The organism is Paenibacillus sp. EB106-04-04-XG159 (assembly GCF_058791835.1).
Genome location: NZ_JBYTDY010000028.1, coordinates 1 through 16,944 on the forward strand (window position 1 = coordinate 1; position 16,944 = coordinate 16,944).

General features: G+C 42.6%; 16 protein-coding genes and 1 pseudogene. 11 read left to right on the plus strand and 6 right to left on the minus strand.

Going from position 1 to position 16,944, the window contains the following annotated elements:
- Nucleotides 1-140: 140 nt before the first annotated feature.
- On the minus strand, nucleotides 141-719 hold the full coding sequence (locus AC3WTP_RS22245) for an NAD(P)H-dependent oxidoreductase (protein WP_492396842.1): 579 nt from the start codon (nucleotides 717-719) through the stop codon (nucleotides 141-143).
- Nucleotides 720-885: 166 nt separating this feature from the next.
- Between AC3WTP_RS22245 and AC3WTP_RS22250 the strand changes: the two genes are divergently transcribed.
- The 4 genes from AC3WTP_RS22250 to AC3WTP_RS22265 all read left to right on the plus strand — a co-directional run bounded on the left by AC3WTP_RS22250 (nucleotide 886) and on the right by AC3WTP_RS22265 (nucleotide 3,971).
- Nucleotides 886-1,896, plus strand: coding sequence for an AraC family transcriptional regulator (locus tag AC3WTP_RS22250; RefSeq protein ID WP_492396815.1), 1,011 nt, complete (start codon nucleotides 886-888; stop codon nucleotides 1,894-1,896).
- Between the two features lie 307 nt (nucleotides 1,897-2,203).
- The gene (locus tag AC3WTP_RS22255; protein WP_492396816.1) at nucleotides 2,204-2,668 is read left to right on the plus strand and encodes an arsenate reductase/protein-tyrosine-phosphatase family protein; all 465 of its coding nucleotides are present in this window, start codon (nucleotides 2,204-2,206) and stop codon (nucleotides 2,666-2,668) included.
- Between the two features lie 111 nt (nucleotides 2,669-2,779).
- Nucleotides 2,780-3,352 (plus strand): DNA-3-methyladenine glycosylase I, encoded by a 573-nt coding sequence (locus AC3WTP_RS22260; protein WP_492396817.1) that lies wholly within the window; start codon nucleotides 2,780-2,782, stop codon nucleotides 3,350-3,352.
- A gap of 130 nt (nucleotides 3,353-3,482) precedes the next feature.
- Nucleotides 3,483-3,971 (plus strand): DinB family protein, encoded by a 489-nt coding sequence (locus tag AC3WTP_RS22265; protein WP_492396818.1) that lies wholly within the window; start codon nucleotides 3,483-3,485, stop codon nucleotides 3,969-3,971.
- A 79-nt stretch (nucleotides 3,972-4,050) separates the two neighbouring features.
- Here AC3WTP_RS22265 and AC3WTP_RS22270 read toward each other — a convergent pair whose 3' ends face one another.
- Nucleotides 4,051-4,875, minus strand: a complete 825-nt coding sequence (locus tag AC3WTP_RS22270; RefSeq protein ID WP_492396819.1) for a S1C family serine protease — start codon at nucleotides 4,873-4,875, stop codon at nucleotides 4,051-4,053.
- Nucleotides 4,876-5,146: 271 nt separating this feature from the next.
- On the opposite strand from AC3WTP_RS22270, the gene AC3WTP_RS22275 reads away from it, so the two are divergent.
- Both AC3WTP_RS22275 and AC3WTP_RS22280 read left to right on the plus strand, forming a co-directional pair.
- Nucleotides 5,147-5,341, plus strand: a complete 195-nt coding sequence (locus tag AC3WTP_RS22275; protein WP_492396820.1) for an H-type small acid-soluble spore protein — start codon at nucleotides 5,147-5,149, stop codon at nucleotides 5,339-5,341.
- Nucleotides 5,342-5,611: 270 nt separating this feature from the next.
- Nucleotides 5,612-7,909, plus strand: a complete 2,298-nt coding sequence (locus tag AC3WTP_RS22280) for a glycoside hydrolase family 3 N-terminal domain-containing protein (protein WP_492396843.1) — start codon at nucleotides 5,612-5,614, stop codon at nucleotides 7,907-7,909.
- A gap of 88 nt (nucleotides 7,910-7,997) precedes the next feature.
- Here AC3WTP_RS22280 and AC3WTP_RS22285 read toward each other — a convergent pair whose 3' ends face one another.
- Complete coding sequence (locus AC3WTP_RS22285) at nucleotides 7,998-9,521, minus strand: alkaline phosphatase family protein (protein WP_492396821.1); 1,524 nt, start codon at nucleotides 9,519-9,521, stop codon at nucleotides 7,998-8,000.
- Nucleotides 9,522-9,719: 198 nt separating this feature from the next.
- Between AC3WTP_RS22285 and AC3WTP_RS22290 the strand changes: the two genes are divergently transcribed.
- From AC3WTP_RS22290 to AC3WTP_RS22305, 4 genes are all read left to right on the plus strand, one after another.
- Entirely contained in the window at nucleotides 9,720-10,658 is a 939-nt protein-coding gene (locus AC3WTP_RS22290) for an alpha/beta hydrolase (protein ID WP_492396822.1), read from the plus strand.
- A gap of 43 nt (nucleotides 10,659-10,701) precedes the next feature.
- A complete protein-coding gene (locus AC3WTP_RS22295; RefSeq protein ID WP_492396823.1) occupies nucleotides 10,702-11,571 on the plus strand; it encodes an aminoglycoside phosphotransferase family protein in 870 nt (289 codons plus the stop codon).
- A gap of 178 nt (nucleotides 11,572-11,749) precedes the next feature.
- A complete protein-coding gene (locus AC3WTP_RS22300) occupies nucleotides 11,750-12,658 on the plus strand; it encodes a GNAT family N-acetyltransferase (RefSeq protein ID WP_492396824.1) in 909 nt (302 codons plus the stop codon).
- A gap of 112 nt (nucleotides 12,659-12,770) precedes the next feature.
- Nucleotides 12,771-13,301, plus strand: a complete 531-nt coding sequence (locus AC3WTP_RS22305) for a GNAT family N-acetyltransferase (RefSeq protein ID WP_492396825.1) — start codon at nucleotides 12,771-12,773, stop codon at nucleotides 13,299-13,301.
- 108 nt (nucleotides 13,302-13,409) lie between these two features.
- Here AC3WTP_RS22305 and AC3WTP_RS22310 read toward each other — a convergent pair whose 3' ends face one another.
- Nucleotides 13,410-14,540 (minus strand): hypothetical protein, encoded by a 1,131-nt coding sequence (locus AC3WTP_RS22310; protein ID WP_492396826.1) that lies wholly within the window; start codon nucleotides 14,538-14,540, stop codon nucleotides 13,410-13,412.
- Nucleotides 14,541-14,597: 57 nt separating this feature from the next.
- Complete coding sequence (locus AC3WTP_RS22315; RefSeq protein WP_492396827.1) at nucleotides 14,598-15,296, minus strand: L,D-transpeptidase family protein; 699 nt, start codon at nucleotides 15,294-15,296, stop codon at nucleotides 14,598-14,600.
- 142 nt (nucleotides 15,297-15,438) lie between these two features.
- On the opposite strand from AC3WTP_RS22315, the gene AC3WTP_RS22320 reads away from it, so the two are divergent.
- Entirely contained in the window at nucleotides 15,439-15,939 is a 501-nt protein-coding gene (locus tag AC3WTP_RS22320; RefSeq protein ID WP_492396828.1) for a DUF4871 domain-containing protein, read from the plus strand.
- 421 nt (nucleotides 15,940-16,360) lie between these two features.
- Here AC3WTP_RS22320 and AC3WTP_RS22325 read toward each other — a convergent pair.
- A pseudogene (locus tag AC3WTP_RS22325) lies at nucleotides 16,361-16,862 on the minus strand (IS1595 family transposase); the annotation flags it as partial.
- Nucleotides 16,863-16,944: the final 82 nt, after the last annotated feature.

Sequence of the window (16,944 nt, forward strand, 5' to 3'; positions counted from 1 at the left end):
GAGCTTAACGGAAAGATATAATCTCTTGCGGAATATACCATGAACCGCCGTATACCGAACGGTACGTACGGTGGTGTGAGAGGACGGGGGCTAGTCGCCCCCTCCTACTCGATTAATTATGGCATCAAATAAATAGCCTTCTACGCTAGTTTCGACCCCAATCGGCTTACTTTAGCTAACCATTTGGTTCGCAAGTTCTCTGATGACCCTTTAATAGGTCCAATCTCGGTAACTCGTACAGGTGTTATCCCGCAAAACTTCAAGATGTTTCGTTTCATCACATTGTAATCCGCATTCTTATATACCCATTTATTGTACCAGGATGGGGTATCCGAGGTGACGATCAGATGCGCTGATTTCCCAGTTAATAGCTTATCTACTAACAAAGAACCATTACGGTATTTAAATGCGAAGCCAGGTAGAAAGACTCGATCAATGAATCCTTTCAGGATGGCTGGCATCGCTCCCCACCAGGTGGGATACACGAATACAAGGTGATCCGCCCAGCGGATCAGTTCCTGTGCTTCTATTAGATCATCCTCTAGTTCTGTTCTTTTGCGGTACCCATATTTTAAGTTCGGGTCAAATGTTATCTTACTTAAATCAATAGTTCGAACCTTAGCATTAGCCGATGCTCCTTTCATATAGGCGTCAGACAAGGCCGAACAGAAGCTCTGTGGGTCGGGATGTCCATTGATTACAAGAATATTCGATTTCATCATCAGTTCCTCCTCTACAGTTTACACTTATAGATGATAGAGTCGTGGGTTACGTTATAATATAGTGGTGTCAGACTTTAGTAATTAGCATAGAACGAATGGAAAGCGAAATGAATGATCAACTGCGCAATATACTTGCTAATTTGCGCAATGGAGGATCGGTGATTTGAAGAGCCAAGGAATGGCCATCTCAATGGTTTATCCAATTGTGAAAACTATCGTTCAGAAAGGATATGAAATAGAGCCATATTTCAGTTATGCTTCGTTTGATGGGACTCTATTACAAGATGTAGAGGCTCGCATTACTTTAGAAGAATTAGAGCGACTAATGATCGCAGCAGCGAATTATACGCAAGATCATCATTTCGGCTTGCATCAAGGACAAATCATGGAGCTAATCGATATGGGCATTCTCGGTTATGTGATGCTGCACTCTCATACCATTGGCAATGCACTAATCGCCTACCAGAGATATAATATAATTCTTTGCAATGCATTCAATTTGGACTGGGAATTGGAAGGAGAAGACATCCTTATCCAATTATCTTTCCAACATCCAGATCGAGTTTCTCGTCATTGCATTGATGATATGGCAAGCTCACTCTATCATTTGATCGGGAAGCTCAGTAACCAACGCATCTCGTTGCATGAGATTGAATTTACTCATGACGCTCCAGCGAATATCCAACCTTACATTTCGATGTTTGGTAAAGTTCCGCGATTTGGTGCGGATCACAATAGATTGCGCATGAGTAAGGACGTGCTAAACTATCCTGTTATGTACTCTGATTCAAGATTACTGCAAATATTTGATACGATTGCGCAGGAAACATTGGATGAGTTGACTCATGAAAGCATGTTTTCAAATCAAGTGGTACAGTGGATAAAATCATGTATTCCTTCCTATTTCCCGACATTACAGCAGACTGCTGAATCTTTCGGGATTAGTACAAGATCACTTCAGAACAAATTAAAGCTAGAGAACACTTCTTATAGGGATCTGTCGATTCGGGTGCGCACAGAGTTAGCCAAGTGCTATTTGAAACAAAGGGAGTATTCGATCGGTGAGATTGCATATTTGCTCTATTTTTCGGAGCCGAGCGCATTTCAAAGCGCTTTTAAGAAGTGGACAGGGTTAACCCCTGGACAGTATAGGATAGACGTGCTTAGCAAGTGAATAGGAGATATAAGTGTTTACCGAGATATTGCGAATTGTGCATTATTTATTTCCTAGGCTATGTTAAATCCTGTTGTTGATATTTGATAACTACGAACGAATGTTCTATAATTGGGGTAATATCATGCGTCGGAGGATGATTCACCAATGGATTAACGGAGCTAACGCGTGACCGTCAGAAAAAGACCAACTATGGTGTTCTAGGGGCGTGGGCGAACTCGCAAGGCGAAACTGGATGAAGCTGTCGAAATAATTCTTTGTATGATACAATTCCGTAAAATGGAATATTGAAACGGAGCTGGTTATAATGAATATCTTGTTTGTTTGCACAGACAATTTTACTCGAAGTGTTATAGCCGAATTTTGTATGAGGGATTTTCTTCGAAGAAACAATAAGGCTTCAATTAACGTTGCTTCGGCTGGAATAAGAGCCAACAGTGATATTAGTAAGTATTCAAGTATTCATTTTAATATCATGAATGACATGAATATTGACACGACAGACTTCAAAAGAACGCAATTTAACGAAACCTGCTTTCAAGAAAATGAAGTAATTATCGCTATGAGTGAGCTTCACAGGGATTATATAAAAGAAAACTTCTGCCGCGATGTACCATTATTCAATGAAGTGTATAACGGTCAGAAAACGGCTGTGAATATCGATGCTCCTGACAGTGAAGATATTGCAGAACAAATGCGTAATTTGATTAAATATTTTTATGAAGCTATGCCCAACCTCGTACAAAATTTAGAAAAAAGAGCTGCTCTTTAGGGGCGATTTAACTTTTATAGTTTATCAACATTGAGTGTTAACATAGCCATTTCTTTAAATAACAGTAAACGGTGTACATGATCACGAAATGAGAAAGGGATGGTTCTACCAATGAAAAGCCGATGCGCATGGGTGAATACAAATGAACCACTGTATATGGAGTATCACGATAAAGAATGGGGTGTCCCCGTATACGATGATAGACTATTATTTGAAATGCTATGCTTAGAAGGAGCACAAGCCGGTCTCAGTTGGTGGACGATACTGCAAAAGAGAGAGAATTACCGAAAAGCTTTCGATCACTTTGATGCGGAGAAGATTGTTCAATATACAGATGATAAATTGCAATCCTTAATGCAAGATGCAGGTATTGTTCGCAATAAACTGAAGATTCAAAGCGTCGTAACGAATGCGAAGGCATTCTTAAGAATTCAAGAAGAACAGGGTTCGTTTTCCAACTACATATGGAGTTTTGTAGATAACACCCCAATCGTTAACGAATGGAAGACCCTTAAGGAAGTGCCTGTTTCAAACGATATAAGCGATAAAATGAGCAAACAGTTAAAAAAAGATGGATTTAAATTTGTGGGCAGTACGATCTGTTATTCATATATGCAGGCGGTGGGGATGGTAAATGATCATACGTTGGAATGCTACTGCCATCCTACTCATACCAAGGCATAAAGATCACTTCTTTAATAGTGGCTCCCATATCAGTGATTTTTGATGAACACGTTCCACTAATGGTGACATACATGCTGTCATGGTTATTATGATAAGCTTGAATCCAATCACACGAGAAGGGGATAGAAGGATGAATGGTGTTGCACAAATTCGGGGTCATCTGTTGGACGAATTAGATTTAGCTGTTCGTACAGTCGAGAAGCTTCTAGCTCGAATCAAACCAGAAGAGTGGGGGTATCGGCCAGCTGACAATATGCGCACATTGTTAGAGCTGGCGCATCATCTGGTGTCCATTCCAGCTTCGGATCTGGCGATTCTGCAGGAGAAGTCACAAGTAGAAGTAGAGCGGGTAGAAACAAGCGTAAGTGAAATGAAGGATCCGCAGGAACTGGCGGCTCGGTTTCGAGCCAATTATGACTTACTGCGGACGTACTTGCTGTCATTAAGTGAGGACGAGCTATTGAACAAATCCACCAAAGCGTTCTATTCGGAGCATGGGGTGGTTCAGATCAAGTGGCTGATCGAAATCGTCACGCATACGTTTCACCACCGATCGCAGCTATATAACTATTTAAAACAATTGGGACATCAACTTCAGTTTTTTATGCTTTACGGCTAAGATGCCTTATGCCGATGTAGTATGTTATGCGCCGCGAACAGATGGACTCGCCGTCTGCTCGCGGTATTTTTCTTATCTCTTATTCATGGATGATCTTCTCATATTTCTGCAAATAATCGATTGGTATAGCGAGCCCCACGGTGACGGATTGATCTCCCTGTGTCCGAGTCGTAGTGGCAAATACTACAGCAATAACATTGCCTTCATCGTTAATTACAGGGCTGCCGCTGTTGCCGTTATGTATAGGAGCCTGTAACATAAGCATGGGAAGCTCGCGATTCTCAGTTGAAGTCAATCCTAGCAGCGTGCCCTCAGTGGCGATGTGGAAGAATGACAGTGGATTGCCGATGACATAGACTGGGTCGCCTGCTTCATAGGGTATTTCAGTCTCCAGCTGCAGCGCGGGCAGGTTGGTCGGATTGTCTCGAATCCTGAGGATAGCAATATCGAGATCCGAATCGCTGACGATGACATCTGCCAGATATGTCTCCCCATGAAGGAATTGGATCGTGCCTGCCTGATCATCAGCCATTACATGCTGATTCGTAATGATGAGGCCATTCGCATCTATATTGAAGCCAGTACCTTTTCGATCGCCCGCACTTACCGCGACAACGGCTTGCTTATATTGTTGGATCTGTTCATCTAGAGATAATTGTGAGTCTTTACTCAAGAACCGGAGTGCCGGTAGATTGTAGATCTGCGGTATAAATGCGATCAGGTTGCCAACTAACAGGACGGCAAGCAAAATAAGTATAGTCTTGGTGATCCATGTTCTTCGGGGGGAAGTATATAGTTCATCATCTTCATCGTCATCCTCCAGGTTCCAATCCTCTTCTTCTCCTTCATAGATAGAGGCATCAGTATCATCTAATGGCTCGGTGGATGATCTTGAATTGTTCAACTCGTCATTTCGAATGGCAATGACCTCCCTTATGTATTTCAGTTTACGCCTGTCCGTTTTATGAAACCATAATGATTGGATATTCTTCCATTGTACCTTACGAATTGTTATATACAATATGTGACTACTGAAATCAATACAAGCCAGCACTCTGGGCATGGTATGCTGCACAACTCATGCTTTTTTTTGCATTAGTAATAAGAATGAATAATGGATATGGACCTCGTGCATAGTAAAGACGAACTTTACTGCGAAAGGGAGGTCTTACTGTATGGATATTCGAAGAGCACAAGAAATAGCGTCCTCTGCTAAAATGGCGAATGTGTTGTGTGATGGAAAATCGATCTTTATTCAACATGTGAACGAGCAGAGTGAGACAGCACGAGTCTATGCGTTGAACAATCCTGAAGAGGAGTGGGAAGCTCCTTTGTATTCGTTAACGGAACAAGATTCAGCACAGGAATAGGAATGGTTAGCTGCTTCCGGTTAATAGGTAATAGAGTGATTGCATCAGCCCCATTTCATATAGAGATATATGGATGGGGTTAGTTGTATATGGAATATAATGTTATGGAAAAGAAACCGTTATACCTTGCAATCGCTTAACTTGAAATGATATGATGACCACAGTTGCCCGATGAGTTAGCGGTAACTGTTTCAGCTAAATATAAAACTTAAATGGTAAGTAAATAATCATATCACCAATACTAACTAGAATAGAGAGGGACTAGTGATGATGAAATATAAAGATCCTACTGTATCGATACAGGATAGAGTGCAAGATTTGATTGAAAGAATGACCATTGAAGAGAAGATTGGTCAGCTTATGCAGCCGTTTGGCTGGCAGGCCTATGAGAAGAAGGGTGCTCAGATTGGACTGAGCGATTCCTATAAAGAGCAGATCGCTCAGGGGGGAATTGGTTCACTCTATGGTGTGCTGCGTGCGGACCCATGGACGAAGGTTACGCTAGAGACTGGTCTCACGGTTAAAGAAGGCGCTGAGATCACGAATGAAATGCAGAAATATGCGATTGAGAATACCCGCCTGGGTATCCCAATCCTGTTTGGCGAAGAATGCTCTCACGGTCATATGGCCATCGGCGGTACGGTGTTCCCCGTTCCACTGACAGCTGCAAGCACTTGGAATGCACAGCTCTATGAAGATATGTGTCGCGTCATTGCGAAGGAGACAAGAGCACAAGGCGGAGCTGCAACCTATTCTCCTGTGTTGGATGTGGTTCGTGATCCGCGCTGGGGCAGAACGGAAGAAACATATGGTGAGGATGCCTTCTTTAACGGAGAATTTGCGGTAGCAGCAGTGCGTGGACTGCAGGGTGAACGTCTGGATGCAGACGATGCGATTGTGGCGACGTTGAAGCATTTTGTGGCATATGGTTCTCCTGAAGGCGGAAGAAATGGTGCGCCAGCTCACATCGGGAACATTGAGCTGCGTGAGAAGGATATGTATCCATTTGAACGAGCTGTAAAAGAAGGCGCGCAGTCCATCATGACTGCTTATAATGAGATTGACGGTGTGCCATGCACCTCGAATCGCGAGCTGTTGACCGATATTTTGCGGAATGAATGGGGCTTTGACGGTTTCGTTATTACAGACTGCGGAGCTATGAGCTTGCTGCATCAAGGACATTATGTAGCTGAGAATTTGCAGATCGCTACCAAAATGGCGCTTACCGCTGGTGTGGATATGGAGATGTCAGGCGAATTATTTAAGAGACAGCTTCGTACCGCTTGTGATTCCGGCTTGGTTGATCAGGATACGCTTGATCTTGCGGTTAGCCGAGTATTAAGCGTTAAGTTTAAGCTGGGCTTATTTGAACGTCCATATGTTGATCCTGAACAGGCAGAGCTTCGAATTGGAATTGACGAGCATATCCAGCTTGCTAAGCAGGTTGCTGAAGAAGGCGTCGTGCTGTTGAAAAATGAACATGAGGCGCTTCCGTTGTCTCCATCGTTGAAGAAGATCGCAGTGATTGGACCGAATGCGAACAATATGTACAATCAACTGGGTGACTATACTTCTCCGCAGAAACGCGAGCAAGTGGTCACGATACTGGATGGCGTTCGCCATCTGGTCGGTGACAGTACAGAAGTATTGTACGCGAAAGGCTGCAGCATCAAAGAGGATTCCAGAGAAGGCTTTGCGGAAGCGATTGAGGCAGCCCGTCAGGCGGATGCGGCTGTTGTCGTTTTAGGAGGATCAAGCACAAGAGACTTTGGTGAGGATACGATTAACGAACAAACGGGCGCAGCCGTGATTAATGCCAATTCAGGTCAGTCTGATATGGAGTGTGGCGAAGGCTTCGACCGTGCTGCATTGAACTTGCTCGGGGTGCAGCTAGAGCTTGTCAAAGAGCTTCGCAAGGTAACATCTAATTTAATTGTTGTATACATCAATGGCCGTCCGATCAGTGAGCCATGGATCGTGGAGCATGCGGATGCCATTCTCGAAGCGTGGTATCCAGGGCAAGAAGGCGGCAGTGCAATCGCCGATATCCTGTTCGGGCACAGCAATCCTTCCGGTAAGCTCACGATTTCGATTCCGAAGGATGTAGGACAACTGCCGGTATACTACAATTCGAAGCGCACGCGGGGACATCGATATGTCGAGATGGATCATATGCCGCAGTATCCTTTCGGCTACGGATTAAGCTACACCCAATTTGCATACAGTGACCTTGAGATTAGCCGAGCTTCTATGGGGACTGCTGACAGCTGTCAAGTATCTGTCAATGTCACGAATACAGGGGAAGTTGCGGGTAAAGAGGTCGTTCAGCTGTACGTAACAGATTTATTCAGCTCGGTAACGAGACCGGAGCGTGAATTGAAAGGCTTTAAGAAGGTGCATCTCGAGGCTGGGGAGACGGCAACTGTCGTATTTGATATCGGGGAAGAGCAGCTTCAAATGGTGACTCGCGACTTGAAGCGCGTTGTAGAGCCAGGACGATTCATGATCCGTGTTGGAGGCGATTCACAGTGTTCGCTCAGCGTGGATCTGGAGGTTCTCGCTAACTAATAGAGGAATTGTTATATATGAAAAGGACTGTTCAGATCGTAGATGTTTCTACTTTCTGGGCAGTCTTTCGTATATCTAGCTGAAATAACTATGATCCCTTTAACAGCTGAAGCAAAAATGGTTTCATATCGACCATTCTTAGGTACTCCGGTTTATGGTCGGTTCCGGCAATAATGAGCGGAATGAGCGACTCTACTTGGCTTATGCCGCCGTGTCCTGCGCCCCCTTTGTGTGTGGGTGAGCTGCCGTACTTCAATTCATATCCAGGTTTAGCGGTGACCACCATATAATCGCCATCATGTGAATTTAACGCTGTTAACAATCGCTGTAAAGCATCTGGATATTGACCGTAGTCCAAGGTGTTCGCTTGTGAATTGATCTGTAGATCCAACACTTCCGGGTCATTGGCTATTGTCCAGGATTGGTTATAGGGATCAACCATTGTTCCTTGAGGTCGATAGGCGAATTCTTTAGACGATCCTGCCCGAACTACGCGAATCCATCCATCATCTTTCCAAGCCAGAATATCGAATCTCTGGTCCGTCCTCAGAGCATTCGCTATATGTTCAAATGTTAAGTGCTGGGAAATTTTATATAGATATGCCATTCTGTCATTTATAGCAAGTATGATCTCGGTGTGATCCGTAACGTCCGCCCCCGGCCGTAAGAGGCGATACCCCTGTAAGGATTGGCTTAGGTCAATGATCGGTTGCTGATTAGACGGAAGGACATGAGCCATTCCGTTATCTCCCATAATTATAATCACGGCTTCCTTCAAAGCATCCTCCCAAGAACCAAAAGCTTGCAGCAAAGACTGCAGCTGCTTATCCGCACGGATAACGCCTTCTATATCTTGAGGACCCTTTTTATGTATCTTGCTGTCTAGATCGGGAAAATAGACGTATAGAAAATGTGGTAATTGGTTGTTCCGAATGAGGTACTTTACTGTTTCTAGAGCATATTCATTAGTAAATCCAAACCGATTGATTAGGTTGACGGGCAAGGTTATTTTGTCTTTCAGCGGGTTCAAGAAAGCACCATACGAGATTAGATCGGGACCCTTTACTTTAAGTTTTTTGGGTAACACGGTAGGTATGTGAATCCAAAACGGAAAAGTCAGCTGGTGATCGGAGCTACCCCGGTAGATCAAGCCGTTGACAGAACCCGATGTCATCCCCATTTTGGCCAATTCTTCGTAGATGGTTGGGATTTGCGGATTCAAATGTTTTCCGTTCATATGGATCAATGCGTCACTCAAATACTGATTGATGTCGTTTCTGCATATTTCCAAAGGTCCGCTGCCATAATTAATGATCTTCTTATCTTGCGTAGAATACCAGACTAATCCTGGTACATGGTGTTGATCCGGAAATGTCCCTGTCAGCAAGGTACTGTCAATCGATACGGACATGGTTGGAAATGAGGTGACGACGTTCTTATAATATTGACCGTGTTCAATCAGGAACTGAAAGGCGGGAAGCTTCTTTTGCTCGATTCCCTTATCAATCAAGTGACTCATTAAAGTATCGACACATATGAAGATGATTTTTGGCGCAATCGAGTTAGTTTGGGAGTTGATTCGAAGTCCGCGGTCGTATTGCAATTTTTCCACCTGCCCATCTCTTCTTCCAGTTTAGGATCTTATGTACATTTTTTGCTTTCATCGTTCCATTTATTCGGATACGGTAGGAATATCATGAGCTGAGAAGAGTCACGAGTGATGCCAATTTGACTTCATAGCAGCAATGGAAATATGATGATAGTAAGGCTAACGGTATTCATAATTCTTTGTGGTGCAGGAGGGGTTACTATGAATTACAGAGAACGAGATTATGAGTTTGTCGCTATTGAAAATGAAAGCTTCGGCGGGTACATACGGATGCCGTCATTTGTCACTAAATTTTTTATTAAATCGAACGTCAAAAAAATTAGAAAGATGATGGGCGGCGTCAGCAGAGATATCTCGGTAAGGCCGATTCATATCGAAGAACGCTATATTAAAGGCTATCATAGCGATTTTCGTATTCGAATATATAAACCGGAAGGTGAGACGAAGCGTCCGTTAATGGTGTTCATCCATGGCGGCGGTTGGATCGGCGGCTCCATCGATGCGGTTCACGATTACTGCAAGGCAGTAGCTGATCAAGCAGATTGCGTCGTCCTATCTGTAGATTATCATTTGGCACCTGAAGCTCCATTTCCAGAAGGACTTGAGGATTCCTACGCGGCGGTTAAATGGGGTGTCGAGCATGCCGCAGAGCTGAATATCGATGTTGATAACGTGATCGTTTCGGGAGACAGCGCAGGGGGCAATTATTCCGCGATTATTTCCATTCTGGCTCGAGATCGTGCGCAGTTCCGTATTGCCAAGCAAATCTTACTTTATCCAGCGACGGATTTAACGGTGATGAGCAGTGGGATGACGAATAAGTCAGAGAGTGCATTTGGAGAAGCGATATTGGAAATGTATTTGAAGAAATCGAAGGAACCTCTGGATAGTCACCTCGTTTCTCCTATGCATTGTAAGGATCATAACAACTTGCCAGATGCTTTGATCGTTGTTGGCGATCTGGATTTCTTAAAAGACTCGTCTCTGGCCTATGCGAATAAACTGAAGGACGCAGGTAACAGAGTTCATTTCTCATTATATAAAAACACTAGACACGCCTTTATCGATAATACAGGAAACTGCAAACAAGCTGAAGACTTCATTCATGAAGTCAATGATTTTATCAACGGCCGACTATAAGCTTACACATTATAAAACGAACTTGAAAGATAAGAGGTAAATGATGATCGAAATCAATACAGAATTAGTGAAGTCTTTGATTCAGAAACAATTTCCCGAGTGGATGCACTTGCCTATTCGTCCAGTTGAGAAGAGCGGACATGATAACAGAACGTTTTGCTTAGGGGATCATATGTCGGTGAGATTGCCAAGTGCTGAGTGCTATGCCCCACAGGTTGAGAAAGAGCTATATTGGCTGCCGAAGCTAAATCCATCTCTCTCTCTACCGATATCTACTCCGATAGCTAAAGGAGAACCAACAGATTTATTTCCTTACCCTTGGTCTATCAATCAATGGATTAAGGGAGAAACAGTGAATCACTCCAATGTGAAAGACTTGAATCAATTCGCGGTTGATCTAGCTCGTTTCTTAAGGGAGCTTCAAGCAATCGATGCCACCGATGGACCTATAGCGGGAACACATAACTTTTATCGCGGCGGTGATTTATCGATCTATCACGATGAAACTCAAGCTGCGCTTGTTCATCTCGAAGCTTTACTGCCATCGGATAGGCTGAATGACATATGGTCTACTGCTATACAATCGAGATGGTCCAAGAGAAACGTATGGGTTCACGGTGATATTGCGCCAGGCAATCTATTAGTCCAAGATGGCATACTATGTGCTGTCATTGACTTTGGCATATTGGGAGTAGGAGATCCTGCTTGTGATTACGCAATGGCTTGGACTTTCTTGGATCAAGAGAGCCGCAGCACCTTGTATCAAGCGCTGGAATGCGACGAAGATACGTGGAATCGAGCAAGAGGTTGGGCACTTTGGAAAGCGTTAATAACCTATGACGGGCATGATAAGAATTCGTCCATGGCACTAGAGGCAAAGCGCACGATTGATGCAATTCTAGAGGAATACTAGGATAACTCAAAAATGTAGATAAATTGATTCCATCGTTTAATTTTGATCAGGGGCATTTTCATCCATTCATTTGGAGAGAGTGCTCCTTTTTTTGCTGGGAATTAATAATTATACCTATAATTTCCCACAAATAGTAAGAATGCTTTGGTATCATAACCTTATAACGAGGTGAGTTAAAATGGAAGTTCTATTTCGTTCCTATGCGAATGAAGCAGATTATTCAGCTCTTCGTGAAATCATCGTTCACAAGTTTGCCAACCCCGAACGTCGATTTTATCCAAGCCTTGGTGATCTGGATTATAATCGTTCCTTTGGAGGAAGTTCCTTTCTAGAAAAATTGATCATATGTGAACTTCAAGATGGTACGATCATCGGTGCTATATGGCCCGGACATTATCGAATCTTGTACTGCTTCACAGCTCCTGATTATGTCCATCTCGAAGATGAGATATTTGCCTGGGCAGAACAACGTTATTGTGGACCTTCATTGGAAGATCGAAGCAGGCAGGAAGTATACATATGGGGCTATCCCGAAGATCGAATACGTTCAAAGATCTTGAAAGAGAGGGGATATACTCAACACACCTGGTATATGTATTCCGGAGTTATTGACCTTGATTCCGCAATTCCAGAACCTCAATTTCCTGAAGGTTATCATGTGAGAGCTATTCAGTCCGATGATTTGCTGCAAAAAGTGATGATTATGGGCGGATCAGCCGGGCTGACAGAGCCGAACTTGGATATATACAACCGTCTAATGTCCAGTCCGACTTATCAGCAAGAGTTAGATTTGGTGGTCGTTGATGTACATAATCAGGTAGTGGGTTTCGCAAACATCTGGCATGATACTCAAAACCATATTGCAATCATTGAACCGTTCGGAACCGCTGAAGCTCATAGAAGAAAAGGGTTGGCAACAAACCTGTTATACGAAAGTATGCACCGGTTGAAGAAATTGGGGGTAGATAAGCTCTATATTAATCACGGGGGACTATGGACACTAGATCCTGAGCCCGATGATGCTATGCGAGTTTATAACAAGGCCGGATTTCAGGAGTTAGGGAAAATGTTTGTCTGGTACAAATGAAATAAATATTAATCGAAAGGGTGATAACAATGAAAAATATTGACTTGTTTGCTCAAATAGGTACTTGGAGGGTGACTATAATTTAGCTCTCCAATATAGGGAGGTTAAATATATGTTTTTAGAAAATGAACATTTGGTTATCCGAAATGCTATTACAAACGATGCACGAATCTTATGCAGCTGGTGGAACGATGGCAAGATTATGTCTCATGCTGGGTTTCCAAATGGAATTGGTACGACAGAACAAGAGATTATCGAGAAACTTGAGACAGATAATGACCTCAATCGTCGCTTAATTTTAGAGATTTCTGGCGTTCCGGTAGGTGAGATGAATTATAGAACTGTTGCCGATCATGTTGCTGAAATTGGAGTTAAGATTTGTGACTTCAATCAACAAGAAAAGGGCTATGGAACCACATTCTTAACGATGTTAATTAACTCATTGTTTGTAGACATGGGATATCACAAAGTCATCTTAGACACGAATGTCAACAACACCCGAGCCCAACATGTATATGAAAAAATCGGATTCCGTAGAGTTGCTGTTCACCATGATTCATGGAAGAACCAATTGGGAGAATTGCAATCCTCTGTTGATTATGAAATAACACGAGATGAATTTGTAAATTCGCTTAAACAATAAGGTAAATATGAGTCAAAGACAATGCCGCCAACCCATGGATTGGCGGTTTGTTGTTTCGATTCGCAGGTGAATGGCGGCAGGAGCTCAATCGCTCTGTCTTGCGATATTCTAATTCGATCGTACATTCCTGATTTTCCACGGAGCAAGGACAGACTCCCGTGCAAGTTCAAATTGGAAAGTTGTACTTCTTTCCGAATGGCTCTTCCGTTTCACGAACACAGATATCACAGACTCTGCAGTTAATTGATGCTCGATGTCTGGAATTTGGGATTCGCTTCTCTTAATCATTTGAAATGTTGTTCCGTTTTCTATCTCTTTCCTGAAGAAGTGTAATGTTTCAGAGTTCGCACCATTCAACACTGTTTGAATAAGGTCGTGATTCCTTTGCGACAATGCTCCAATAAATATTTCTATGAGCATATCGGGGGTTACGCCATTTAAGAATGTCTCTCTTTTACCAGCTGCCGTGTAAACCATCAACTGATGAAATAAATCGGAATCAACAGATCGATGTGTGCTGCTGCCTAAAAAATGTACGCAGAAGTGTCCAGAAAAATCATTATCCGGAATTCCGTCCCCACCATGAGGCATCCCATTCATGGAAGCGGCTATTTTTGTATTTTTATCTGTAACGACGACGATTGCTTTCCGATTCCAGCTCCAGTGATCATGATAGATCTGCTTCATCGTCTTCGTATCCTCTTTGGTTAATGGCTGCACATCAGCATGTTTGCTTCCGGCACGCCGCTGCACACGGAACATCATTCCAGACTCCATGTCAATTATAGAGAACTTGCTTTTCCTCTGAAGTAACACTTTCGCTTCACTCCAGGGGATAATCGTCCCATAATGAAGTTTCCTTAAAGACTCGGCATGTGTTAATAATTGCTCCGTTGCTTTAGGAGTAAGGACAAGACGAGTTAATTCAGCTTCATTCCACAAGGCACCGGAATTCTCCATACGAAAATCTTGGGTTCTGCCATTTTGCATTATCGTCATATAAATATCGGAAAGTACAGCGGGGTGATCAGCTTTTTCTACCTTACCATCCTTTAGGAACTGTAGGACGTCCGCATCTCTTAAAACCGTTTTGTGTTCAAATGTCGCAGATGGACTTATTCGCACACTTATGACAACTTCTGATGATGGAGCCTTGTTATCAGCATATACAATTGTACTATAGGAAAAACAGGACAGGAGGAGAAGCGATATCAGGGAGCGGGTCACTAAAGAGAACATGTTCAAGCCTCCAAAAAACGGATAGTTGTGTAATCAATATTTCTAGGAAATCGTCCATCATTCCAACAGTCCGAGTTCTATGTACACTTTTTTTGATACCACACCATTTACTGCTAAATGATGATCATGCTGAAAATGCTTGAGAGCACTAGTTGTGCTTGCTTTAAACTTGCCATCACACACGCCAGTGAAATAGCCTGCATTCTTTAGACGCGATTGAATTAACAGCACATCTCCACCGACGTCTCCCTCCGCTAAAACACGCGGTTCATGATTCAGATCTCCCAATACATGTCCTAGAATGTTTACTCTTGTCCCTACTGGAATCATCGAATACAGCTCCATAATATCCTCGTTGCGCATCCGAATGCAGCCATGACTTTTATGTTGTCCAATGGAATGGGGCTTATTGGTACCATGAATCCCGTAATTACCCCAAGGCACATTTAACCCTAACCAGCGCGGACCGAATGAAGGTCCCCAGTTCTCGCCTTTGAAGATAATGTGAAATTCGCCAACCGGAGTAGGCGTGGAAGGGTTTCCTACAGCAACATGATAAGATCTGATTTTTCGTCCTTCTTTACAGACGACTAGCCGGTGGTACTGAGGGAATACGATAATATCGTAGCTTTCCTCATTCCTTTCTGGAATTAGAGGGAAGGCGTTAACAGTTGAATAATTCTGATAACTGATTAGAATCAGCAATATCAAGAACATAGTTACGGTTCGAATAAATAAAGAATTGCTCTGGTTCATTTTATTCTCCTACACCTTGAATTGGGTGATGCATGTAGGTTTTATCTTTTATTCACTTTTTATTCAACTATCAACAATTGTGGAGGTATCACTCTGGATCAGAATATATATTACTAATTTAAGCGTGGTTGGGGGTGTTAATTTGAAGGTTAAAACTGTTATTACCATGTTGTTTTTGTGTTTATTCTTTTTTCTTACAAGCTGTACAAGAAACGAAGAAAGAGTTGTATTACCCGATAATTCACCAAGCTTCATCAGTACAAGCGAACTCGAGAACATCGATTGGGACAGGAAAGCTGTTAAATTTGGAGATCGAAATATGATGGGGAATGAAAACAAATCAGGAATAATAGGTTCACTTCAAATGAATCAACAAACGAATAGCCAGAAGTGGATGTGGCACTTATGGGGAACTTCGAGGGCTGACCTAACGATTGTAGGTTTTCACAAAGAGACACAGACCGTGTATCCAATTCTAACGAATAGAGCAGATAAGTGGACGATTGAAGTCGCTGGAGCACTAAATGGTGCTGATGCACATATACCATCAACTGTGAAAATTCCTTTGGCAGGCGAATGGGCGATATTGTTTTACGCAGACGGAGTGTATTTTGATACGTTGGTTTATGAAATCAAAACATAAAATTAGAATGAGCTTGGTGAGATGACCAGACTCTTTTGTTTAGGCTATGTTAATATTTAATGTTGATTTTTAACCAAAAATATTACCGCCCCGTAAAGGGAGGTATAACTAGGCGATTTATGTCATTGTGACCAGGTCAATTCCTATGCCTATTATGATTATTGCAAAAGCTATTAAGGGATTTACTTTTTTCTCATTCAAACCAATCTTTTCGCAGGTGTAGACCGACAATCCAATGAACGTAAAAAACACACTGTGATGATGTGATTCAATGATGTTGGGTTTATCAATTGAACTACTCCAGATGTGATACCAATTAGGAAAAGGAACAACGGGATTCTGAGCTTTATTGAGTTTACAAACATATTGTACATCCTCCAATCTCTTCGTAATATCCTTTACTGAGTTATTACCCGATGGCTCAACAGTAGAACATCCGTCGAAGTTTGGCGTTCGTATCTTTAACGGTAAACATACACGATTTAACTAACATATTTTTCTTATTCGACGTTGTGTTTTCATATTCCTTGCTCTCTAAAAAACGAAACCAAGCCAAATAATGTTGCAAATACTTCGTTGCAACGCCATTAAAGCGGTCCATCCATTTCTTCAAGCGGCTGTGATAATTGTTCACGTCAGGATATGGTATACACCTTTCACACGTTGCTTCCCGTCTGACTTGAAGCGGTAAAATGGTCTAAGCCTTTGGAATTGGCATAAGAGCTAAATGCTCGCCATGAATCAGTACAAAGGATGTTTGAATTGGACAATTGAGCTCCAATTGCTTCATCCAATTTTGTAGTCCGAATACACCCACGTCCAAGAACGCCAGAGAAAGTCATCTTCTGACGATCACGAGCTACCAATACGCACACTTGCTCGTTACTGATACCGCGATATTTTGCTTTGCCACCGCGTTTACGCTATACCCATTCTATTGCATAAAGAAGTAGTCCCTTCGGTCAGTTGAAGTTTAATAGATGTTTATATAAACTGGTATCAGTT